Annotated in this window: 22 protein-coding genes; 15 read left to right on the top strand and 7 right to left on the bottom strand. The window is 52.4% G+C overall.

The features are described from left to right. Positions 1-71: 71 nt before the first annotated feature. The gene (locus L5470_RS05545) at positions 72-1,556 is read left to right on the top strand and encodes a TolC family protein (RefSeq protein ID WP_499498693.1); all 1,485 of its coding nucleotides are present in this window, start codon (positions 72-74) and stop codon (positions 1,554-1,556) included. Next, a complete protein-coding gene (truB, locus tag L5470_RS05540; RefSeq protein ID WP_499498691.1) occupies positions 1,556-2,425 on the top strand; it encodes a tRNA pseudouridine(55) synthase TruB in 870 nt (289 codons plus the stop codon). Before L5470_RS05545 ends, truB begins: the two co-directional genes overlap by 1 nt. 12 nt (positions 2,426-2,437) lie before the next feature. Here truB and L5470_RS05535 read toward each other — a convergent pair whose 3' ends face one another. Beyond that, positions 2,438-3,301 carry a Tab2/Atab2 family RNA-binding protein gene (locus L5470_RS05535; RefSeq protein ID WP_499498689.1) on the bottom strand — a complete coding sequence of 288 codons (864 nt, stop codon included), beginning with the start codon at positions 3,299-3,301 and terminating at the stop codon, positions 2,438-2,440. A gap of 303 nt (positions 3,302-3,604) precedes the next feature. Here L5470_RS05535 and L5470_RS05530 point away from each other — a divergent pair, with 303 nt between their 5' ends. Then, positions 3,605-5,035, top strand: coding sequence for an ammonium transporter (locus L5470_RS05530; RefSeq protein WP_099798609.1), 1,431 nt, complete (start codon positions 3,605-3,607; stop codon positions 5,033-5,035). A gap of 98 nt (positions 5,036-5,133) precedes the next feature. Here the strand turns inward: L5470_RS05530 and L5470_RS05525 are convergent, their stop codons facing one another. The 3 genes from L5470_RS05525 to L5470_RS05515 form a co-directional block, all read right to left on the bottom strand. After that, a complete protein-coding gene (locus tag L5470_RS05525) occupies positions 5,134-5,847 on the bottom strand; it encodes a M15 family metallopeptidase (RefSeq protein WP_499498687.1) in 714 nt (237 codons plus the stop codon). A 6-nt stretch (positions 5,848-5,853) separates the two neighbouring features. Continuing rightward, positions 5,854-6,258, bottom strand: coding sequence for a photosystem II protein Psb27 (gene psb27 / locus L5470_RS05520; RefSeq protein ID WP_099799850.1), 405 nt, complete (start codon positions 6,256-6,258; stop codon positions 5,854-5,856). Between the two features lie 104 nt (positions 6,259-6,362). After that, positions 6,363-7,370 carry a hypothetical protein gene (locus L5470_RS05515; RefSeq protein ID WP_499498685.1) on the bottom strand — a complete coding sequence of 336 codons (1,008 nt, stop codon included), beginning with the start codon at positions 7,368-7,370 and terminating at the stop codon, positions 6,363-6,365. Between the two features lie 81 nt (positions 7,371-7,451). Here L5470_RS05515 and argC point away from each other — a divergent pair, with 81 nt between their 5' ends. Continuing rightward, positions 7,452-8,504 carry an N-acetyl-gamma-glutamyl-phosphate reductase gene (argC, locus tag L5470_RS05510; RefSeq protein ID WP_099798611.1) on the top strand — a complete coding sequence of 351 codons (1,053 nt, stop codon included), beginning with the start codon at positions 7,452-7,454 and terminating at the stop codon, positions 8,502-8,504. Here the strand turns inward: argC and L5470_RS05505 are convergent. Then, positions 8,501-8,677 (bottom strand): hypothetical protein, encoded by a 177-nt coding sequence (locus tag L5470_RS05505; protein WP_198406176.1) that lies wholly within the window; start codon positions 8,675-8,677, stop codon positions 8,501-8,503. The two genes, argC and L5470_RS05505, sit on opposite strands and share 4 nt — an antisense overlap. Before the next feature lies 1 nt (position 8,678). Continuing rightward, a complete protein-coding gene (locus L5470_RS05500; protein ID WP_227517602.1) occupies positions 8,679-8,957 on the bottom strand; it encodes a DUF7219 family protein in 279 nt (92 codons plus the stop codon). Positions 8,958-9,293: 336 nt separating this feature from the next. Between L5470_RS05500 and L5470_RS05495 the strand changes: the two genes are divergently transcribed. Further along, positions 9,294-10,664 carry a class I SAM-dependent methyltransferase gene (locus tag L5470_RS05495; protein WP_499498683.1) on the top strand — a complete coding sequence of 457 codons (1,371 nt, stop codon included), beginning with the start codon at positions 9,294-9,296 and terminating at the stop codon, positions 10,662-10,664. On the opposite strand, the gene L5470_RS05490 is transcribed toward L5470_RS05495, so the two are convergent. After that, a complete protein-coding gene (locus L5470_RS05490) occupies positions 10,648-11,823 on the bottom strand; it encodes a F420-0:Gamma-glutamyl ligase (RefSeq protein ID WP_499498681.1) in 1,176 nt (391 codons plus the stop codon). The genes L5470_RS05495 and L5470_RS05490 overlap by 17 nt on opposite strands. Before the next feature lie 75 nt (positions 11,824-11,898). Between L5470_RS05490 and L5470_RS05485 the strand changes: the two genes are divergently transcribed. The 10 genes from L5470_RS05485 (at position 11,899) to L5470_RS05440 (ending at position 20,933) form a co-directional block, all read left to right on the top strand. Beyond that, complete coding sequence (locus L5470_RS05485) at positions 11,899-12,675, top strand: DUF1350 family protein (RefSeq protein WP_499498679.1); 777 nt, start codon at positions 11,899-11,901, stop codon at positions 12,673-12,675. Between the two features lie 53 nt (positions 12,676-12,728). Continuing rightward, a complete protein-coding gene (gene trpB, locus L5470_RS05480; RefSeq protein WP_499498677.1) occupies positions 12,729-13,967 on the top strand; it encodes a tryptophan synthase subunit beta in 1,239 nt (412 codons plus the stop codon). 64 nt (positions 13,968-14,031) lie between these two features. Further along, positions 14,032-16,083, top strand: a complete 2,052-nt coding sequence (locus L5470_RS05475) for a cation:proton antiporter domain-containing protein (RefSeq protein ID WP_499498675.1) — start codon at positions 14,032-14,034, stop codon at positions 16,081-16,083. 133 nt (positions 16,084-16,216) lie between these two features. Beyond that, the gene (locus L5470_RS05470) at positions 16,217-17,782 is read left to right on the top strand and encodes a class I SAM-dependent DNA methyltransferase (RefSeq protein WP_499498673.1); all 1,566 of its coding nucleotides are present in this window, start codon (positions 16,217-16,219) and stop codon (positions 17,780-17,782) included. Between the two features lie 33 nt (positions 17,783-17,815). Further along, positions 17,816-18,427, top strand: coding sequence for a Uma2 family endonuclease (locus tag L5470_RS05465; protein WP_499498671.1), 612 nt, complete (start codon positions 17,816-17,818; stop codon positions 18,425-18,427). Between the two features lie 15 nt (positions 18,428-18,442). Beyond that, a complete protein-coding gene (locus L5470_RS05460) occupies positions 18,443-18,634 on the top strand; it encodes a hypothetical protein (protein WP_499498670.1) in 192 nt (63 codons plus the stop codon). Continuing rightward, positions 18,621-18,806, top strand: coding sequence for a type II toxin-antitoxin system death-on-curing family toxin (locus L5470_RS05455; RefSeq protein ID WP_499498669.1), 186 nt, complete (start codon positions 18,621-18,623; stop codon positions 18,804-18,806). Before L5470_RS05460 ends, L5470_RS05455 begins: the two co-directional genes overlap by 14 nt. 126 nt (positions 18,807-18,932) lie before the next feature. Then, on the top strand, positions 18,933-20,252 hold the full coding sequence (locus tag L5470_RS05450) for a restriction endonuclease subunit S (RefSeq protein ID WP_499498666.1): 1,320 nt from the start codon (positions 18,933-18,935) through the stop codon (positions 20,250-20,252). Next, entirely contained in the window at positions 20,252-20,689 is a 438-nt protein-coding gene (locus L5470_RS05445) for a type II toxin-antitoxin system VapC family toxin (RefSeq protein ID WP_198406179.1), read from the top strand. Before L5470_RS05450 ends, L5470_RS05445 begins: the two co-directional genes overlap by 1 nt. Next, positions 20,679-20,933 (top strand): hypothetical protein, encoded by a 255-nt coding sequence (locus L5470_RS05440; protein WP_099798621.1) that lies wholly within the window; start codon positions 20,679-20,681, stop codon positions 20,931-20,933. Before L5470_RS05445 ends, L5470_RS05440 begins: the two co-directional genes overlap by 11 nt. The last annotated feature ends 74 nt before the right edge of the window (positions 20,934-21,007 follow it).

The raw sequence follows: 21,007 nt of genomic DNA, 5'->3' as shown, positions 1-21,007 counted from the left end.
GAGGACAGGGAGGATGTCAAATTAGGCGCAGCTAAGCCGTAGCAGGAGTGTTATCGGTGGGAGGAGTGCGTATGGACAACCAAGTGATGTGGCAAAAGAGTCTTTGGCTTCTGGGTCACTTGAGCGGGCTGTTACTGATGGCCATTCCGGGGGCGATCGCCCAACCAAGGACAACCGCTGCAGATCTCATCCCCCTCAATCCCAATCCTGATCCCCTCTACTTACCCAGCCGGCCTGAGCAGGTCACTATTGATGTCGATCGCCCCATTACCCTCACCGAGGCGATTGAATTGGCACGCCGCAATAATCGGCAGTTACAAATTATTGAGGCTCAACTGCAACAGAGCCGGGCAGTATTGCGCCAAGCTGAATCAGCCTTGTATCCTACCCTGTCGTTCCAAACAAATATTAGCCGTACCGATTCGGCGGCCATTCGTCTGCAAAATGCCCAAGCACAGCAGGCATTTATCAAGGGCGGTGGTCTGGGGATACCACCTGTGCCCTTAAACACCACCAGTAACACCTGGACCAATACGGTTCAGTTAGGCTACAACATCTTTACAGCGGGGCAGCGCTCCGGCAGCATTCAAGCAGCGCGGGAACAGGTGCGCAATGCCGAACTGGATCTGCAACGCCAATTTGAGCAACTGCGCCAAGATGTGGCCAACGACTACTACAATATTCAGCAGGCAGAAGCACTGGTGCGCATTGGCCAAGCCGCTGTCCAAAACTCGCAAATTAGTTTGCGGGATGCGGTGGCGCGCGAACGAGCCGGTCTAGGTACACTCTTTGATGTGTTAACTGCCGAAGTGCAATTGGCCAACAACCAACAGCAGTTGGTGCAAGCCCAAAGCCAGCTACAAACAGCACAGCGGCAACTGGCGCAAACCCTGAGCCTGAATGATAAGGTGACTGTGCAGGCCGCAGACCCCATTCAAGTGGTGGGGGAATGGAAACTTTCCCTCGAAGAGAGTATTACCCTTGCCTTCCGCAATCGGGTTGAACTGGAGCAACAGCTTGCCCAGCGCAATACTGCCTTGCAACAGCGGCGCGTGGCCTTGGGGAACCTAGGCCCCCAACTGGTGGCCGGGGGCAGCTTTAATACCACCGATGACCTGAGTGATTCCCTTGCTCCCCGCTGGGGCTATACCGTCGGTGGCCAAATGAATTGGACGCTGTTTGATGGCGGCGTCTCCCGTGCCAGTGCGGCGCAGCAAGAAAGTTCAGCGGCGATCGCTGAAGCCCAGTACGCAGCGTTTAAGAACCTGATTCGCTTTCAAGTAGAGCAAGCCTACTACACCTTGAAGTCTAGCCAAGAGAACATCCGCACCAATGAAGTGGCGGTGCGCCAAGCAACGGAAGGCTTACGGTTAGCGCGGCTGCGGTTTCAGGCGGGGATTGGCACCCAAGCGGAGGTAAGTAATGCCGAAACGTCCTTGATTCAGGCGCAAAGCAACCTCCTTAGCTCAACTATTGACTACAACCGCGCTATTGCCGCACTGCAGCGGTTTGTGAGTGGCTTACCCCTAAATCCGCAAACAGCTTCTACTCCCTAATGCTGGGCTTTTTGAATCTGGATAAACCGGCAAACTACACCTCCCACGACTGCATTGCCCAACTGCGGCGGCAACTGCACTACAAACGTATTGGTCATGGGGGTACCTTAGATCCGATGGCAACCGGGGTGCTGCCGATCGCCATCGGAGCGGCTACGCGGCTGCTGCCGTATCTGCCACAGACAAAGGTTTATGTTGGCACCATTCGCTTTGGCCTGACCACAACCACCGATGACATTACCGGCACCGTGCTGACTTCTACGACGGCGCAGCAGTTAACCGTGGCAGCCATTGAAGCCATCCTTCCTCAGTTTATTGGCACTATTGAGCAACGCCCCCCCGCCTATAGCGCCATCCAAGTTTCAGGACAGCGGCTCTATGCCCGTGCCCGCGCGGGTGAGGTGGTCAATGCGCCCCTGCGAACGGTTGAGATTAACGCCATTGATCTGTTGATGTGGCAGCCGGGGGATCAACCAGAAGTGACCTTGCGCATTACCTGTGGCAGTGGCACCTATATTCGCGCCCTTGCCCGGGATCTGGGGGGTGYTCTGGGGGTGGGGGGCACCCTCTGCGCCTTGCGGCGGGTTGAAAGTGGCGGCTTGCCCATTGAGCAGAGCGTAGCCTTAGACCAGATCACCGTAACCGATTTACCGCTGCTGTCGCCCCAAAGGGTTTTAGCACATTTGCCGTGGGTGGCGCTGGAGGCTGGGCAAGTGACAGATTGGTACCATGGGCGAGGGGTACTAGGGGACTGGCACCAACCTGAGAATACCCTGATGGGGGTCACCTGTGCCGCTACTCAAGCCTGTTTGGGGCTTGGCATCAGCATCGGCGATCGCCTTCAACCTAAGGTTGTGCTGAGGGACTAAGGGAATTGCCCCTCAAACCACACTCAACTGTTGAAGTAACCAAAACCCTTGTAACTGCTCTTGCTGGGGTCTCTCCTGCACGGCAATGAAGTGTAGCCCCCTGCTGGCCTTGCATGCCTCCATAAAGGCTGTGATTTCCCCTCGCAGTGCCTCGGTTCGCAAGCGAGCTAACACCCAGCGATCGCTGGCACCACTGTCGAGAATCAGCAGCGGTTGTGGCTCAGATTCAAGGGAAAGGTAGGCCGGTTCTAGCCCTGAGAGCCAACCCGCCAGAGGTAGGGCGCGCTGTGAGTAAATGATGACCCCCGGAATAATCGTGTCTGGCGCTAACTGTAAAAAGGGTAAGGGCGGAATATCCCCAAAGGGCAGTTGCCATTCATGGGCTGTTGCTAGCTCCTGCCAAGGCAAGGCGGTGACCTGCCAGCGATCGCCCATGAGGGCGGGGGGTAACGGTTCGGGGGCAGGGGGCAACAATTGCAGAGCCTCGGCAAGCTCTGCCTGATAGTTGGCTAAGCTGGGATAAACGTGGGCGTGGCGCTCTCGCAACCAGTGGTAGAGGGCAAAGGTGCGCCGACTGGCCAGCATCCCTAACCCAGCAGCTGTGCCCCCACGCGTAATGATAGCGCTCATGGCACGGCGAAAAAACCGTACGCGATCGGGCTGAGTGTCGGCGGCTAGGCCAAACTGCTGCCGCCATTCCCCTAATGCTTCCCCAAGGGCAGCCTGTAACCAGCGGGCATTGGCTTCGGCTCCTGAACAGGTTTTGCTGAACTGAAACTGTAACTGGCGATCGCAAATGAGCAATTCCCAAATTTTTTTGTTGTTTTCATCCACTACAGGTCGGGAATAAAAATCTAGCTCCCATATCCTATCCATTGGCCGACTGCCCCACTCCCACAAGAGAAAACGCCACCTTAACGAGTGACAAGGTTGCCTTCCCTAGGATAGGCGGTTTTKGCAGCCCAAGTAAATGTATAACGCGATACAGATTTTCAGCGGGCAGAACTGGTGCAATCAAAGGTTAACTGCGGGTCAACGCTTAATTTGACTTAAGCCACACAACAGTCATGATTTTCTGTCGTGCTGTTGCGCCACAACTGTGGTTGCCTGCTGCGAAGTCTCCTCCGCTCAAATCGTTTGCAAGCCTTGTCTTTTGTCCATCCGTTGAGAACGAAAGCGATGTCCAAGTTAAAACTGAAACGTGCTAGACGGCAAAAGCGACCGTTACTAGATTGGCAACCCAACATCCGCTGGCGATCGCCAGCGCTTGTCGCTTGCATCCCCCTTGCCCTCATTATTGTTGCCGTTTGGGGTGTCGCAGCACAGGCACAGGATCAACCCCTTACTCCTGAATACGTTCAAGGGGTACTCAATACCATTTGGGTGTTTATTGCCGCCGTCTTGGTGATTTTCATGAATGCTGGCTTCGGGATGCTGGAAACCGGCTTCTGTCGTCAGAAAAACGCAGTGAACATCCTCTCGAAAAACTTGATTGTCTTTGCCTTGGCCACCTTGGCCTACTGGGCCATTGGCTTTTCCTTTATGTTTGGCACCGAAGGAAATGCCTTTATTGGCTTGGGGGGCTTTTTCCTTAGCAGTGAAAATCCAGAAACCTACGGCCTCGCTCCCTTTCCAGAAGGCTTAGCGATCCCGGTAGCGTTTCTGTTCCAAGCAGCCTTTGCCGGTACGGCTGCCACCATTGTTTCTGGGGCAGTTGCCGAGCGCGTCAAATTCATTGACTTTTTAATCTTTAGCTTGCTGCTCACAGGCATTTCCTATCCCATCAGTGGTCACTGGGTCTGGGGTGGCGGCCTGCTATCTGATATGCCCTTCCTGGGTGAAGAGGTTGCCTTTTCTGACTTTGCAGGCTCCACGGTGGTTCACGCCGTAGGCGGTTGGGCGGCTCTGATGGGGGCAGCGTTCCTAGGACCGCGCATTGGCAAGTACGCCGCCGATGGCACCCCCAATGCACTCCCAGGGCATAACATGGGCTTTGCGATGCTGGGGTGTTTAATTCTGTGGATTGGCTGGTTTGGCTTTAACCCAGGGTCTGAACTCGCTGCCAATGAGGCGGTACCCTACATTGCTGTAACCACCAACCTTGCGGCGGCAGCGGGCGGTGTTGCGGCAACGATTACCGCGTGGGTGGTCATTGGCAAGCCCGATTTATCCATGATTATTAACGGCATTCTTGCTGGCTTGGTCTCCATTACGGCACCCTGTGCTACCGTTTCCTACTGGAGTGCCGTGGTCATCGGTGCCATTGGTGGTGTCATTGTCGTTTACTCCGTCCTCTTCTTTGATCGGATTAAAATTGATGATCCTGTTGGTGCCACGTCGGTTCACCTTGTCTGTGGGACGTGGGGAACCCTAGCGGTTGGTTTATTCCATAAAGAACTGGGATTGCTCACGGGTCATGGGGTTACCCAGCTCATTGCCCAAGTCATTGGCATCTTAACGGTTGGTGGTTTCACGGTGTTGATGACGAGCATCTTCTGGCTGGCACTGAAGCAAACCCTTGGCATTCGCGTGTCGGAAGAAGAGGAGCTAAAAGGTTTAGACATTGGCGAGCATGGCATGGAAGCCTACAGTGGCTTCCTGAAGGAGTAGCCGGCCATACAAGTTTGGAGTTGAACCACTCTGGTGGTTGACTCCATTGCCCTAGGTGGTTTTTACTGCCCTCCTCGGGGGGGGCAGTTTTTTTATCTCTAGGCAAAATCAATGCGGCCATAGCGGGCAACGATATCCGATTGCCCGGTTTGCTGCTGTGTTTGCCATGCCCATAGCTGATCGCCAAGGGAAAAATGCCACCACTCGTTCGGATGGCGTTGAAACCCGGCGTTGGTCATCGCTTGGTTGAGTCGCTGACGACGTTCGGCAATGTTCTTGGCATGAGCTAAATGGGGGTGGCGATCGTAAAAGTCAGGATAAGAGCGTTCCGATAGTTCATCAATTGCCCCGCCCATGTCTAGGAGAGTGCCTGTCTCATCGACGAGGGTGAGATCCACCGCTGCGCCGGTACTGTGGGGAGGAGGCTGTTGCGGGTCTTGACTGGGAATGGCCCAAAACAAATACACTTGCTCCCATAGGGTGGTGGCAAGGGACCCATCTATCTGTTGGGGATTAAGATCGCGCTGGGTGCAGAGTTCCCGAAAGGTGTGCTCCACCATGAACTGCTGCACGGCTACCGGTCGATAGGCATCAAAAATTGCTAATCGCCAACCGTAGCTCATGAGGGATGCTTGAGCTGCCTCTAGGGCAGTAATGACGCCCACGCGCAGCCAGAAGGGGGACGCATTACCGTAGGGGGCACCCACCTGCTGATAGGGATGGGGAGACAAACATACAATCCCCTCGGGAATCGGGGCGAGGGGTTCACCACACTCATGAATGGGAACACAGGTGTAGGGTTTTTGCCCCATACGGCACTAGCTATTGGCTTCCCGCTCAAGCGCCAGTTCAACTTGCTTAAATTCCTGTTCGAGGCGGGCCTTTAATTTTTCAGGGAGGGGGCGGTTGGGATAAGAGCTATAGTGACCGGCTAGGGAGTTCAGCGCCGTCTGCATGGTTGTAAAGGACGCTAAGGAGCGCAGAGACTCATCGCGGCGGTACAGGGCGAAAAAGTCGTTGAGCTTCTTGCGGGCGTCGGCTTGAGCCGCTTTCTTGCCGGGGTCATTCTCCGGTAGGGCGATCGCCTCGCGTAAGCTCCCAATCAAGGTTAATGTATCCTGCCGAAAGTTACCGCTCAAGCCCGCTGGCACATTGGCACAACTGGTGAGCAGTAGGGAAAAACTCAGGAAAATGACGCAAACGGCGACCCAAAAACGCTTCATAGCAAACCCCAACAAGAGATCTGCACAGCCATCGTAGCTATGCACAATGCTGATTTTAACCCATGACGGTTTCGAGAACGATCCACAACGCTCTGGCCTAGGGATCACGAGCAATGGGCTGGGGTGTCTGAGGCCGCAAGGATATGCAAACGCACCGCTTTGCCGCCTAGGTCTATTTGCACCATATCACCGGAGAGTAAATCCAGTGCCTCTAATAGTGCCTGTAGGTGGGGCGTGCTGGCGCCAGCCTCGGTGTAGAGGCGATCGCTTAACTGACTGACCCGCTGCCATGTGGTATAAAGACGGGCAATGGCGCTCTCTAACTGTGCGGCTTGCTGGAGGAGATCCGCGAGGGTGTGTAGTTGGCCAAGCCGTTGGGCTTCTGCCAGTACCTGCTGTAGATCCACGGGGGTGGCATTCAGGGCTTGAATGTGTGGGGCTGCCTCGAGGTAACGCCCCAACTGCCGCGCTGTAGCGGTGACCTGTTTGACGGTGTCAACACTTGGATCTCTAACCAATTCCTGGGTGAGTTCTTGCTGCTGATCCGCGGGGAGTTTACGGAGTTCTTTGACCAATGGCGCTACATAGCGGGGGGCAAGGGTGCGATCGCTCGCTTTTTCGCGAACAATGGTGGGTAACAGGTCGGAGTTGAGGGCAGTCCACTGCTCCTGTAGTTGGCGAACCTCGCGATGGGTAATGCGATCGCCCTGTTGCGCCGCATCGGTAATGAGGGCTTGGACTTCGGGGTCGGCAGCGGCGGTTTCTAAAAAAGCCCGTTTGCTAAAGCGAGAAATAGCTTCGGGGGGAAGGGGACGCTGGGTTAGTAGCTCATCGGCGCGATCGGCCAACTGAATCAGATCGTAGGCACGGCGCTTGCTAATGTCGTGTTCCTGTAGCCAGTGGCTAAAGCCTACTCCCCGTTCATCGCCTTGATGGCGGTAGCGATCGCGCACCGCCCGTAAAATTTGCCCCCGCCAAATCTCCGTTTGCAGATCAAAGCGTTCACACACCTGCCACGCTTGGCGCACCTGCTGTAAAAACTCCGCTTCAGTGAGAGAGGCATCCGCAGCAGGGAGAGGCAAGACAAAATCAGGGGTTGGCTCCATCGACATGAATGCTTGAGGACAGATCCGGCAGTATAAGCGAACTGGTGAAAAAACGGTACACTAAGGGCAACAACAAGGGAGTGAGGTATGGGCGATCGCATTGCGGTTGGCATTATTGGGGCATCGGGGTATGGTGGCATTCAACTGGTGCGTTTACTACTAGATCATCCCTACGCGGACATTACCTATCTGGGGGGCGAAGGTAGCGCGGGTCGCCCTTACACTGAGTTGTATCCCCATTTGCAAGGACGGGTGAATTTAACGGTTGAGCCAGTGGATGTTGCCGCTATTGGCGATCGCACCCAAGTTGTATTTTTATCCCTCCCCAATGGTCTTGCCCTCACCCTCGCTCCGCAACTGTTAGCGCGGGGCTGTAAGGTACTGGATCTCTCGGCGGATTATCGCTTTCAGAACCTCAAAACCTATACCCAGTGGTATGGCACCGAGCGGGATGATGCTGCGATTGCCGCACAGGCGGTGTATGGCCTACCGGAGCTTTATCGCGATCGCATTGCCAAAAGTTCCCTGATTGGCTGTCCAGGGTGTTACCCCACAGCCAGTCTGCTGGCGCTTGCCCCCTTGATCAAACAGGGGCTCATTGAACCGAATACCGCAATTATCGATGCCAAATCCGGCACCTCCGGCGGCGGGCGTCAAGGCAAAGTGAATTTGTTGCTGGCGGAAGCCGATAATTCTGTAGCCGCCTACAATGTTGCCCGCCACCGCCATACCCCTGAAATTGAAGCCATCTGTAGCGATTTATCAGGGCAGTCGGTGTTGGTACAGTTTACCCCTCACCTTATCCCGATGCCGCGGGGGATTCTTGCCACGGTGTACGCGACTCTGCGGGATCCAGGTCTGGTACGGGAGGACTTAATCACCATTTATCAAGCGTTCTATCGTCATTCGCCCTGGGTCAGTATTTTGCCGCCAGGCATCTACCCGCAAACCAAGTGGGCGTGGGGCACCAATGCCTGCTTCATTGGCATTGAGGTGGATGAACGCACTGGACGGGTGATCGTTATGTCGGCTATCGACAACCTGATGAAGGGGCAAGCAGCGCAGGCAATCCAGTGTTTGAATATCATGATGGGGTGGCCGGAAACCCTTGGCCTACCTCAAGTAGCCTTTTACCCCTAAACCTCGTCAGCATTCACTAGGGGCAGGCACTCCCCTCGGAGGAGTTCGGTACTCGCAGCACTGAGGTCTAAGCTGAACGCCCACAGGACACGGCCAACACACACCCCCACCAGAAAAGGCGCTGTGCCCAAGCTCAGTAGTAGGGTCGTGGGATAATGGGGCGATCGCGGCATTTTAGTCCCCAGCGGTCTCATCGGGTGGGTTAGGCTCATAGTCCAACAACATTTCGCGGGATTTTTTTAACTGCTTCCAGAGCGCTTTGATTTCGTTATAGGCCTCTTGAGGGGGCAACTTACCACCCGTTTCCAACCCACAGATGTAACTCACCCGCTGAGCAAACTCCTGCAAATTGGCATTAAATGCCAAATTTTGCGGCGTAAAGTTACCGTGATAGCGACTGGTAGGGTACAAAAACTTGTCTTTATCAAATTCTGGTTGGGGCAGTTCAGACACAGGAGTAGCCCTTTGGCAAATGAATCTACTAACTATTCTATCAACACTTGCGGGATCACTGGCGCTGTAGGGTTCCGACAGGGCTTAGCAAATACAAAAATCGCCCTTCTTTTTGGTGGGTTGGGGCGGCACCCCCATCGCTGCGCATGTGGGGCTAAACTAGACCGAGACCCAAACGTGGCAATCAACATAGGGCAGGTGGCATTCAATACCAAGAATATGTTGGAAATCATCTGCGTGATAGCCGAAATTATTGGGTAAAGGTGACTCGGTTTGAACCAGTTGCCTCATACCACCAAGGCTCTTCTCCCTCACGCCAATGAGGAGGGTCAATTGGTGAAATTTCGTTTATTTATGGAGTGTTGGTTGATGGCCACTGATGCTGATCTAGAGAAAGTTCGCCGCCAGTTTGACTATGGTCCGTATCCACGCATTGCCCTTGACAAGTCGCCTAAGGATAACCCCAATGTTCTGTTTGTTCATGATCTGGTCACCGCCTTTTATCTGAGGGATCGTCGTGTCCCCGAGACCCGTGGCAAACGCATTCTTGATGCGGGGTGTGGGACAGGCTATAAGTCCTTGGTGCTGGCGATCGCCAATCCGGGGGCAGAAATTGTCGGCATTGATTTGTCGGCGGAATCCGTCAAATTGGCGGCGGAGCGCTTGAAGTTTCACAACATTGAGAATGTCTTCTTTGAAACCCGCTCCATTTTAGAGTTACCCACCTGGGCAGAGCAATTTGATTACATTAACTGCGATGAGGTGCTGTACCTATTGCCCGATGCCGTAGAGGGGTTACAGGCGCTTAAAAGTGTCCTCAAGCCAGAGGGCATTCTGCGCACTAATTTGCACAGTGCGTTCCAACGGTTTCCCTTTTATCGCGCTCAAGGCCTCTTTCGTTTGATGGGATTGATGGATGGCAACCCCGAAGACCTAGAAATGGAAATCGTGCGGGAGGTGATGCAGGAACTCAAAGATGGCGTGGACTTAAAAGCACGGGCATGGAACCCCCATTACAACGATGTCAACGATGCCAGCAATGAAGCCCTGTTGGCCAATCATCTTCTCGTTGGGGATAAGGGCAGCACGATCCCTGAGATGTTTGCCTACTTGGCGGCGGCTGATCTGGAGTTCATTTCGATGGTCAACTGGCGCCATTGGAACCTGTTGGATCTGTTTAGGGATCCTGAGAATTTACCGACCTTTTTAGCCTTGAGCTTGCCAGATGTGCCCTTACAGGTACAGCTAGAGATGTACGAACTGATTCATCCAGTGCATCGCCTTTTAGATTTTTGGTGTGGGCATGGTGGCACTAAGGCTGAGGTTGCGCCCCTTGAAGAGTGGTCAGAAACGCAATGGCAGCAGGCCACTATCCACCTCCACCCGCAGTTGCGAACCGCCGAGATCAAGGAGAAATGGCTCAATTACTTAAGCGATCGCCTGATTGTGGATTTAGGCACCTTCATGAGTGCTGCTAGCCCTAGCCCGGTGTACATCGATCCTCTTGGGTTGGCCACTCTCCTACCCTTGTTTGAGGGATCACTACCCTTTCCAGCGCTATGCGATCGCTACCGGCAACTCTCACCCCGTGATCCTGTCACCCTTGACCCCCTTGAGCCTGCCGCTGCGCAACAGCAATTACGGGCACTGCTGACCCGTTTAGAAACAGGCTTATTTGTTCTTGTCAGTCCTAATTGGGGCGAATGAGAACGATGGGGGTTTGCTCATCGGCATTACCGGCCGGGTTTTTACGCAGGGCAGCGGTCAATAGCTGTGATGATACGCCCGCACTTGCCGCCAGAACTTTGACCGCACCGAGATCGTTGACATCGACAATGGCTACCCCAAGACCTGTTTTGGCCGCGAGGTCATCCACTACCACTTGGGGGTTGGCAGGCCCCATGACAATAAATTGATCGTAGGGGGGTAAGGTGCCGGTGACATCATCAATGAGTCGCGCTTGCTCTCCGGCCAACTGGTAAAATCCGCCCCGATAGCCAAATAGTTTGGCGATCGCCCCGCCTAAGAAGGCCAGCAGCACCCGTAGCTCGCCTACCTCCTCAACAAGGGCTTGCATCCCACAGGCCGTGGCAAGACTAGAGGTCGGCAAAAAGAACTGACACACCCGCGTAGCCACCCAGCCCGGTGTTAACTGCGCCGGATCCTTGAGGCGACCTTGGATGATGGCGATCGGTGTTTCGCCAATGGCCACAATATCTCCCGCTTGGGCGTGGGGGAGCACGTAGCGATTGACAACCTCCAGCGGCACATCTAGGGGTGTGAGTAAGTGGGTGCGAATGGGCAGCACTTGACAGCCTTCCGCCGGCCGCCACACACCGCTTTCCCCCTTGGCTGGAAATTTCAGGGGGATAAATTCATGGTGGGTCTTGGCAAAGCGACCATGGGGACCATAGGCAACGTAATGCACCTTAACCCAAGCTGCCTGCACGTCTGCCACATTCACCCCCCGCAGATCCACCCGCAGTTCAACACTGGTTTGCTTTGTGGATTTCACAATATAGGCAAACCAATAGCCATCGGCGCGGGGGGCAAATTCGGGTTCTGGGTGCCGGGGGGTAACGTACACCTCTGTTTGAATGGTGTCCACGGCGCTGTCGGCCAAGAGAACCACTTCAGCCGTGAGATTCGGCACCATGACTTCTAGCCCACGGTGCGGATTGCTCAGCCCCAACTGGCCGACAAAGCGATAGTGCTGCGGCTCGTAAATTTCAAGGTTCCACACGGCAGGAATAATCTCTAAGGGATGGGCTGGCCGCTTACGATAGCGCCATTCCAACCCTAGAGCCACTAGTGCTGCCAGTACCCCAACTCCGGCTGCGCCAAGGGCAATCAGTTGAGCGACCATACCGTCTCCTATTACACCGTTGTCTGCGTATTCGTTACATTACAGTTAATTGCGCACGTTTGGAGGTCAATCATTTTGGAGTGGCAAGAGGTGCGTGGCAACTGGCTGTTGGTGCCACGTCGTCCCGTGGGCTGGATTCATTTTCTTGGGGGAGCCTTTGTGGCGGCAGCCCCCCAGTTGACCTATCGGCGCTTGCTGGAGCACTTAGCCAGCGTTGGCTATGGCATTATCGCTACCCCCTTTGTGAATACCTTTGATCACGCGGCGATCGCCCTTGAGGTGCTCAACAAACTTGACTATGCCCTTGACTGGCTGGAGTACCGCCAAGGCCACCCCCCCGGGTTGCCCATCTACGGGTTGGGACACAGTATGGGCTGTAAGCTCCACCTGCTCCTTAATAGCCTCTACGATGGCGATCGCGCCGGTAATATATTTATGGCCTTCAATAACTACGCCGCCAGTCAATCCATTCCTTGGATGGAGAACCTTGCGCCGGTGGGCGTTGAATTCAGCCCCAGCCCCAAAGAAACCGAACACCTGATCCAACAGCGCTACCCCGTCCGCCGCAACCTCCTCATTCGCTTTCAAGAGGATGACATTGACCAAACAGCCCGCCTGCGTAGCCTCTTAAAAGCCAAATTTGCCGATCTGGTCACTGCCTTAAGCCTACCGGGCAATCACCTGACCCCCCTCAGCCAAGGACTCAACTGGCAAGTGGGGGCAGAATTTTCCCCTCTAGATGCGATCGGGCAATGGCTGCGGCAAAGCCTTTTTCCCGAAATGCAGGTTTTAGAGGCGTGCCTAGATGATTGGCTGAACCCAAGCCGCACCCTCAGCCGCCGTCTGCCGTGACGTGGCACAATCCTATAAGACCCCCTCAACATTACTCGTGAAGGATTGTGCCTGTGACTGCTGCTTCTACTGATGCTTTGAGTACCGCTGCCCGCCCCGATCATCGTGGCCGCTTTGGTCGCTTTGGTGGTCAGTACGTCCCCGAAACCCTCATGCCGGCCTTGGCAGAGCTAGAAGCGGCCTTTAATCACTATCGTCAAGACCCCAGCTTTCAGCAGGAACTACAGCAGCTCCTCCACGATTATGTGGGTCGCCCTAGCCCCCTATACTTTGCTGAGCGCCTCAGTGCCCACTACGCCAATTCCTACGTTCAACCCCAAATTTACTTAAAACGCGAAGACTTAAACCACACCGGTGCCCACAAAATCAACAATGCCTTGGGACAGGTACTCCTTGCTCAGCGCATGGGCAAGCGGCGCATTATTGCCGAAACCGGTGCCGGACAGCACGGTGTGGCCACGGCGACTGTCTGCGCTCGTTTTGGCCTACAGTGCGTGATCTATATGGGCGTACAGGATATGGAGCGCCAGCGGCTGAATGTTTTACGGATGCGGCTGCTGGGTGCAGAGGTTGCGCCGGTGAGTGCCGGAACAGGCACCCTCAAGGATGCTACCTCTGAAGCAATTCGCGACTGGGTGACCAATGTGGAAACCACCCACTATATCCTTGGCTCTGTGGCCGGCCCCCATCCCTACCCGATGCTAGTGCGGGAGTTCCATGCCATTATTGGGGCGGAAACACGGCAGCAGTGTCAGCAAAAGTGGGGCGGCCTACCGGATATTCTCCTAGCCTGTGTTGGCGGTGGCTCGAATGCCATGGGACTGTTCCACGAGTTTGTCCCCGATACCCAGATTCGCCTCATTGGTGTTGAAGCCGCTGGCGAAGGGGTCGATAGCTCTCACCATGCCGCCACCCTCACCAAAGGACAGGTCGGCGTGCTGCACGGTGCCATGAGTTACCTGCTCCAAGATCAAGATGGCCAAGTGGTTGAGGCTCACTCCATCAGTGCGGGCTTAGATTATCCGGGGGTGGGGCCAGAGCACAGCTACTTAAAAGACATTGGCCGGGCGGAATACTATAGCGTGACCGATGCTGAGGCGATCGCCGCCTGTGTGCGCTTAGCGGAACTCGAAGGCATTTTGCCTGCCCTAGAAACCGCCCATGCCCTTGCCTACCTTGAAACCCTGTGCCCGCAACTTACAGGCCAACCACGGATTGTCCTCAATTGCTCGGGGCGCGGTGACAAGGATGTGGAAACCATTGGTCGTTACTTCGAGGCTCAGCAAGCATAATTTGCTCCGATGATTCATCAGATGATCTGAATCAACACTCTTTTGCATAGCAGGGTAAGCACCAATGGATGTCAGCAACCCCATTTTTGTCTTTACGGTTCTGCTGGCGGTGATTCTGCTGATTCCCCCAGTCTTTGAACGGCTGCACCTTCCGGGTCTAGTGGGATTGCTGTTGGCCGGCGTGATTCTTGGCCCCAATGGCCTGCGGTTTCTCTCACACGAGACCGAGACAATGAAGCTGCTGTCAGACATTGGCAAAGTCTATCTGATGTTTGTCGCTGGTTTAGAAATTGATCTCAGTCAGTTTCGCAAAACTCGCCAACGCTCGATGGCCTTTGGCTTTCTCACGTTTATTGTGCCAATTTTCACCGGTATTACCATTGGCCGTTGGTTTAATTTTGGCTGGAATGCGTCACTGCTCATTGGCTCTTTGTTGGCCTCCCATACCCTTTTGGCCTACCCCATTGTGCGGCGGTTGGGGGTGGTGCAAAACGAAGCAGTGACAGTGACCATTGGTGCCACCATTTTTACGGATACAGCCGCACTGGTTGTCTTGGCCATCTGCGTGGGGATTAACCAGGGGGAGTTTACCGCCCTAACGCTGGTGAATCAACTCATCACCTTAGGGCTGTACTGTGTCTTAGTGCTGTGGGGGTTTGACCGCGCTGGGAAGGAATTTTTCCGGCGATCGCGCGACGATCAAGGGAATCAATTTTTGTTTACCCTTTTGGCACTCTTTGTGGCATCGGTGGGTGCGCAAGTCATTGGTGTTGAGCAGATTGTCGGTGCGTTCTTGGCAGGGTTGGCCGTCAATGACGTTTTAGGCGACAGCCCCGTCAAAGAAAAGGTGGAGTTTGTGGGCGGGGTGTTGTTTATCCCCTTCTTTTTCGTCGATATGGGGTTACTGATTGACATCCCGGCCTTTGTAAAGACCTTAGCATCCATTGGGATTACGGTGGCCATTGTGGTTGGCCTCATTGGCAGCAAGTTTATTGCCGCATGGCTCGCTGCGCTATGGTACCGCTACACACGGGTAGAGATGCTGACGATGTGGTCTCTTTCGCTGCCGCAGGTGGCAGCCACCCTAGCCGCCACCCTAGTGGGGTTTCAAGAAGGGATTCTCACCAAAGACATCCTGAACAGTGTCTTGGTGCTGATGGTGGTGACCTCAATTCTGGGCCCCATTATTACCGCCCGCACCGCCAATCGCATTCCCATTCCACAGCCGGAACAGGAGGCCATTGATGAAGTGGCGGCATGGTGGGATAGCTCCCATGGGGACGCTGAGGATCCGCAGCCGCCGTTTACGGTGGTTGTGCCGGTCAACAATCCCCAAACTCAGCGATCGCTCATTGAACTAGCGGCATTGCTAGCCCGCTATGAGTCAGGACGAGTCGTCTCGGTAGCGATTGTACGTGGTCAAGTCCACATGGACGATCCCCGACTCGAGGGTGAGTTGATCCGCAGTCGTAAGTTAATCCGTCGTGCAGTTGAGCTAGCGGATGCCTACGGAGTGGAAGTAACTCCGGCCATTCGCATTGATGATGATATTGCCTTGGGCATTACCCGCCTCAGTCGTGAACAAAATGCCAGCCTTATTGTTATGGGCTGGTCAGAAACCAGCAGTCTCAAGGCACGGTTGTTTGGCAGCATGATTGATAGCGTCCTCTGGTCAAGCCCTTGCCCTGTGGCCATTACGCGCCTGTTGGATGCACCAGAAAACATTGCTACCATCCTAGTACCCACGCGGGATTTAGCCCCCACGACCCTGCGGATTGTTCGTTTTGCCCAAGCCTTGGCGGGAGTGAGTAACGCCAAAGTGATTTTGTTGCATGTGGTGCTGCCCAACACTCCCCAAGAGCAAACCTCTCAGTTTGAAGACGATTTAGGGAGCATCACTCAAGAGCAAGCCCCACAGATCACGACTATTATTAAGACTCTGGTTAGCAACGATATTGCCGCTGCAATTTTGCAAGAGGCACAACAGTGTGACCTAGTGCTAATGCGCTCTATTCGTCGCGGTACTGCTGGGGGGTTAACCGTAAGTGATATTACAACTCAAGTGGTTCAACAATTGCACACATCAGTGATTTTATTTGGTGAGCCTCATAAATGAACCGTTGCTGCCGTCAAAACTGGTTGTCTAATCGATTCAACTCCCCTCTCCCGTTCTAGGAGAGGGGCTGGGGCTGAGGGCGGATGCGATCGTTTAAGGGTAAGGTGGATGTGAACAATCGCTCTGTACCCCGATGCCCAACTCCTCTTCATCCCAAACGAATGGCGCCAACCTAGGTTATGAAGCCGAACTTTTCAAGGCGGCGGACAAGTTGCGGGGCAACATGGAGCCGTCAGATTACAAACATGTGGTCTTGGGTCTAATCTTTCTCAAGCACATCACCGATCGCTTCGAGGCGCAACGGCGCAAATTAGAGGCATCATTTCCCAATGACCCAGACATCTTGGAAGATCGCGATGAGTACCTAGCAGAAAATGTGTTTTGGGTTCCGCAGGCGGCGCGGTGGTCGCACTTGCAAGCCAACGCCAAACAGCCAACCATCGGTAAACTAATTGACGAAGCGATGCTGGCGATTGAAAAGGATAATCCATCGCTGCAGGGGGTTCTGCCTAAAGAATATGCCCGTCCTGCCTTAAATGCGGTGATGTTGGGGGAGTTGATTGACTTGATTTCTAACATCGCGTTGGGAGAGGCACAGGATACCGCCAGGGATGTATTGGGGCGGGKGTATGAGTATTTTTTAAGCCAGTTTGCCGGGTCGGAGGGCAAGCGGGGGGGTGAATTCTACACGCCGCGATCGGTGGTGCGGGTGATGGTGGAGATGTTGCAACCCTATCGGGGACGGGTGTATGACCCCTGCTGTGGTTCGGGGGGAATGTTTGTGCAGTCAGAAAAGTTTGTGCAGGATCACCAGGGACGGATTGGGGATATTGCCATCTATGGACAGGAGAGCAACTACACCACTTGGCGCTTGTGCAAGATGAATTTGGCAGTGCGGGGGATTGATGCGGATATTCGCTGGAACTCGGACGGGTCATTTCACAAGGACGAATTCCCCGATTTGCGGTTTGATTTTATCTTGGCGAATCCACCGTTTAATACCTCGGATTGGGGCGGGGAAAGGCTGAGAGAATCTGCCCGCTGGCAGTTTGGCATTCCGCCGGTAGGCAATGCAAACTATGCCTGGTTACAGCATATCTGGCACCATTTGAAACCGACAGGGACAGCGGGGGTAGTGTTGGCGAATGGTTCGATGTCATCCCAGACCAGCGGGGAGGGGGAAATCCGCAAGGCAATGATTGAGGGTGAGGCGATCGATTGCATGGTTGCCCTACCGGGACAGTTGTTTTATTCTACCCAGATTCCCGCTTGTTTGTGGTTTTTGGCAAAGGATAAGTCCAACGGCATCGCACGGAATAAGAAATTAAGGGATAGGCGGGGGGRAATTTTATTTATTGATGCCCGCAAGCTGGGACACATGGTCGATCGCACACGGCGGGAATTGAGCGATGAAGATATAGCCAAAATTGCCGATACTTATCATGCTTGGCGGGAAGGAAACGGCTATGAGGATGTACCAGGTTTTTGTAAGTCAGCAAGTCTAGAAGAAGTTCGGCGGCATAACTATGTGCTAACGCCGGGGCGGTATGTGGGGGCAGCAGCGGCTGAAGAGGACGATGTGCCTTTTGAGGAAAAGATGGCAGAACTGACGGCAAAGTTAGCGGAACAGTTCAAGGAGTCAGCACGGTTGGAGGATACCATTCGGAAAAACTTGGAGTGGTTGGGCTGGGAGACATAAGATAGTATTACAACTGGGAATTAGGAGAATCCTATGATTGCTGTCAAAAAACAGGATCGCTACTTCACCCCTGAAGAGTATTTTGCTTGGGAGGAACAACAGTTAGAAAAGCACGAACTGATCGATGGTTTTGTGTATGCGATGAGTGGTGGGACAAAAAATCATAGCGTGATTGCCATAAATTCCTTGTTGTTGATTCGATCGCACTTGCGAGGAAGTCAATGTCAGGTTTTCAACTCGGATTTGAAGATTAGGATTCTCCATACAGCCAACTACACCTATCCAGACTTGAGCGTAACTTGTGACGATCGCGATCGCGAGCATCCGCTCTATATTACCTATCCTTGCCTAATTGTAGAGGTTTTATTACCAAGTACCGAGGCTTACGATCGCGGCAAAAAGTTTGATCGGTACCGTCGCAATCCTAATTTAATTGATTATGTGTTGGTCAGTTCTGATGAGATGGCGATTGATGTTTATCATAGAAAAGATACGGGCGAATGGGTAATCCTGAGTTATAGAGAGGGCGATCGCGTAGATTTGAAGAGTATCAATCTAAGTTTACCGATCGAGCAGTTTTATGAAGGGGTGACTTTTGAGTCATCACCGCTCAAAGAGGAGAATAGCTTGGAGTCTTTTCAATAAACAGGAGGTTTAGGTATGTTAAAAAGCGTGGAAGCGATCGTTGAACCAGACGGTACTATTCGCCCATTAGAGCCTTTGCAAGTTAAGGTTGCGACTAGGGCGATCGTAACTTTGCTGGAGGAGGAGATGGATACCCCAGTGTGGCAAGCCTACCAAGAATCCAAGCAGGAACGAGGGGAGGTTTATCATCGCCTTGCTGAGTCCTAAATTTTTAACCAGAGAGGATGTCTTGCTGATTCATACCGATCAAATACAAAGTTTTGGCGGGTCTCTAGGGCTACGAGATGAAGGATTGCTGGATTCTGCTTTAGCTCAGCCTCAAGCAACATTTGATGGTGCTTTATTGCATCCGACAATCCACGAGCAAGCGGCAACTTAGTTGTATCATTTGGCAATGAATCATCCATTTATTGATGGTGAGTAAATCAGCACTAATCGAGGTTTTGCAATCGGCAGTTAGAGCAAGTGGAGGTGGCGATTCGGCAAAGCCGACGCTGAGCGAACGATGAGTGAGTGGATAGAAATGGTTTTTAGTAATGCGGTCTGTATAAATCCCTCTGTTTCATTACTTAGAGGTAAAAACTATCCATTCGTTGATATGTCATCAATTGATCCATCGTCAAGATGTGTATTTGCAAAGGAATTTAGAGTGTTCAATGGTGGAGGGTCTCGATTTGAAGTGGGAGATACTCTCATGGCAAGAATTACTCCATGCCTTGAAAATGGGAAAATAGCAAGATTTTGTGGAGTAGCTAATTCAAAGGCTCATGGCTCAACTGAATTTATTGTTATTAGAGGTCGTGAAGGCGTTACTTTAAATGACTATGCTTACTATCTCGTTAAATGGGAGAAAGTAAGAGGTTATGCAATAAGTCAAATGTCTGGTACATCAGGAAGACAGAGAGTTACAGCTTCATCATTTGATTATATGTATATTCCAGTTCCCCCACTTTCTGAACAAAAAGCGATCGCCCACATTTTGGGCAGTCTCGACGACAAGATCGAACTGAATCGGCGGATGAACGAAACGCTGGAGGCAATGGCAAGGGSGATCTTCAAAGATTGGTTTGTGGACTTTGGACCCACCCGCGCCAAAATCGAGGGTCGCGCCCCCTACCTACCAGAGCCGATCTGGTCGCTGTTCCCTGATGCGATCGATGAGGAAACAGGTTTACCAGAAGGTTGGATGAAAAGAACTTTAGGTGAAGTTTCAACAAAAATAACAAAAGGAACAACTCCTCGAAAAGCTGACTATCTACCAGTTTTTAACTTAGATAAATTAGTGAACTTTCTAAGAGTAAATGCTATCTCTGATAATGGCTCAATTATTTGGGATAAACTCGAAAAAATTCCAGAATCAGTTCATCTTGGCTCCTTGAAACGCTCTATTCTTCAAAAGAACGATATTCTTTATACGATCGCAGGAACGATAGGAAGAGTGGCAATTATCGATGAAGCAATTTTGCCAGCAAACACAAATCAAGCTATAGCAATCATTCGACCAGATTCAGAGACAATTCCCCATCTATTTTTGTACTTACTAATTAGCGACAAAAGTTTCCAAGAAAAACTGCATTCAAAAATAGTTCATGCTGTTCAAGCAAATTTAAGCCTATCGGTTTTGTCAGGTACATATGTGATTTTTCCTCCCCAAGAGATAAGATTTGGATTGTTTGCTTTCGTAGAGAATCTTTTATTGAAGATTCAACACAACAATCACGAATCACGCACGCTGGCGGAAATGCGCGATCGCCTATTACCCAAGCTGATGTCAGGGCAGATTCGGGTAAAAGATGCTGAGAAAATAGTAGAGGAAGTGTTATAGTGAGGGTTTACCTAGACACTAGCGTTTTTCACCGTCCATTTGATGACCAATCCCAAGCCAAAATCTTTTTAGAAACTCAGGCTACTATATTGATTTTTCAAGTCATTGAGAGTCGACAAATAGAACTTGTCGTTTCTGAGGTATTGGAATATGAAATCAGCCGCAATCCCAAGCAAGAGCAAACCTTATTTGTCCTTACATACTTTCGGTTTGCTACTCACAACCAGACACTTACACCAGCGATCAAAGATCGTGCTAAAAAACTACAAGAAAGTGGCATAAAATTATTAGATGCCTTACATGTTGCTTGTGCTGAAGCCGCAAACTGCAACTATATGCTAACCTGTGATAGACGGCTCATCAACCGTTGTACTAGCTTGACTATTTCCGTTCTTAATCCAGTAGATTTTATTTTGGAGTTGGGCAATGAGGGTTAACTTAGCATCCGATCAACAAATCCTAGCAGAAGCTCTAAAAATTTTAGTCAAAGAAATGGAGCCTTGGAAAGTTGCCCGTTTTGTTGCCTCTTTAGGCTTAGGAAGTGGCGACTATCTCCAAACCAAAGATGAACTATTTGCAGGCGAAACAGTAGATAGTTTGTACGAAAAAATCCAAGCCTTCACAAAAGAAAAACAAAACAATCCTTGCACCCAAGCTGATGTCAGGGCAGATTCGGATTAGGGATATTGACGGCTTGATTCGCTTGGCAAATAACCTACTATTGAAGAAAGCATCCATGCCTTAACCCACTAATT

It is taken from the genome of Synechococcus sp. PCC 6717, assembly GCF_022698185.1.
GTDB classification, from domain to species: Bacteria; Cyanobacteriota; Cyanobacteriia; order Thermosynechococcales; family Thermosynechococcaceae; genus Thermosynechococcus; species Thermosynechococcus lividus.
Note: the sequence above shows the minus strand (reverse complement) of the source record. Positions and strands in the feature narration are given on the sequence as shown.

Excerpts from the sequence above, each read along its gene's own strand:
- L5470_RS05545 (WP_499498693.1), top strand. The coding sequence starts at position 72 with ATGGACAACCAAGTGATGTGGCAAAAGAGTCTTTGGCTTCTGGGTCAC.
- L5470_RS05535 (WP_499498689.1), bottom strand. The coding sequence starts at position 3,301 with ATGGATAGGATATGGGAGCTAGATTTTTATTCCCGACCTGTAGTGGAT.
- L5470_RS05530 (WP_099798609.1), top strand. The coding sequence starts at position 3,605 with ATGTCCAAGTTAAAACTGAAACGTGCTAGACGGCAAAAGCGACCGTTA.
- L5470_RS05525 (WP_499498687.1), bottom strand. The coding sequence starts at position 5,847 with ATGGGGCAAAAACCCTACACCTGTGTTCCCATTCATGAGTGTGGTGAA.
- psb27 (WP_099799850.1), bottom strand. The coding sequence starts at position 6,258 with ATGAAGCGTTTTTGGGTCGCCGTTTGCGTCATTTTCCTGAGTTTTTCC.
- L5470_RS05515 (WP_499498685.1), bottom strand. The coding sequence starts at position 7,370 with ATGTCGATGGAGCCAACCCCTGATTTTGTCTTGCCTCTCCCTGCTGCG.
- argC (WP_099798611.1), top strand. The coding sequence starts at position 7,452 with ATGGGCGATCGCATTGCGGTTGGCATTATTGGGGCATCGGGGTATGGT.
- L5470_RS05505 (WP_198406176.1), bottom strand. The coding sequence starts at position 8,677 with ATGCCGCGATCGCCCCATTATCCCACGACCCTACTACTGAGCTTGGGC.
- L5470_RS05490 (WP_499498681.1), bottom strand. The coding sequence starts at position 11,823 with ATGGTCGCTCAACTGATTGCCCTTGGCGCAGCCGGAGTTGGGGTACTG.
- L5470_RS05475 (WP_499498675.1), top strand. The coding sequence starts at position 14,032 with ATGGATGTCAGCAACCCCATTTTTGTCTTTACGGTTCTGCTGGCGGTG.
- L5470_RS05465 (WP_499498671.1), top strand. The coding sequence starts at position 17,816 with ATGATTGCTGTCAAAAAACAGGATCGCTACTTCACCCCTGAAGAGTAT.
- L5470_RS05460 (WP_499498670.1), top strand. The coding sequence starts at position 18,443 with ATGTTAAAAAGCGTGGAAGCGATCGTTGAACCAGACGGTACTATTCGC.
- L5470_RS05440 (WP_099798621.1), top strand. The coding sequence starts at position 20,679 with ATGAGGGTTAACTTAGCATCCGATCAACAAATCCTAGCAGAAGCTCTA.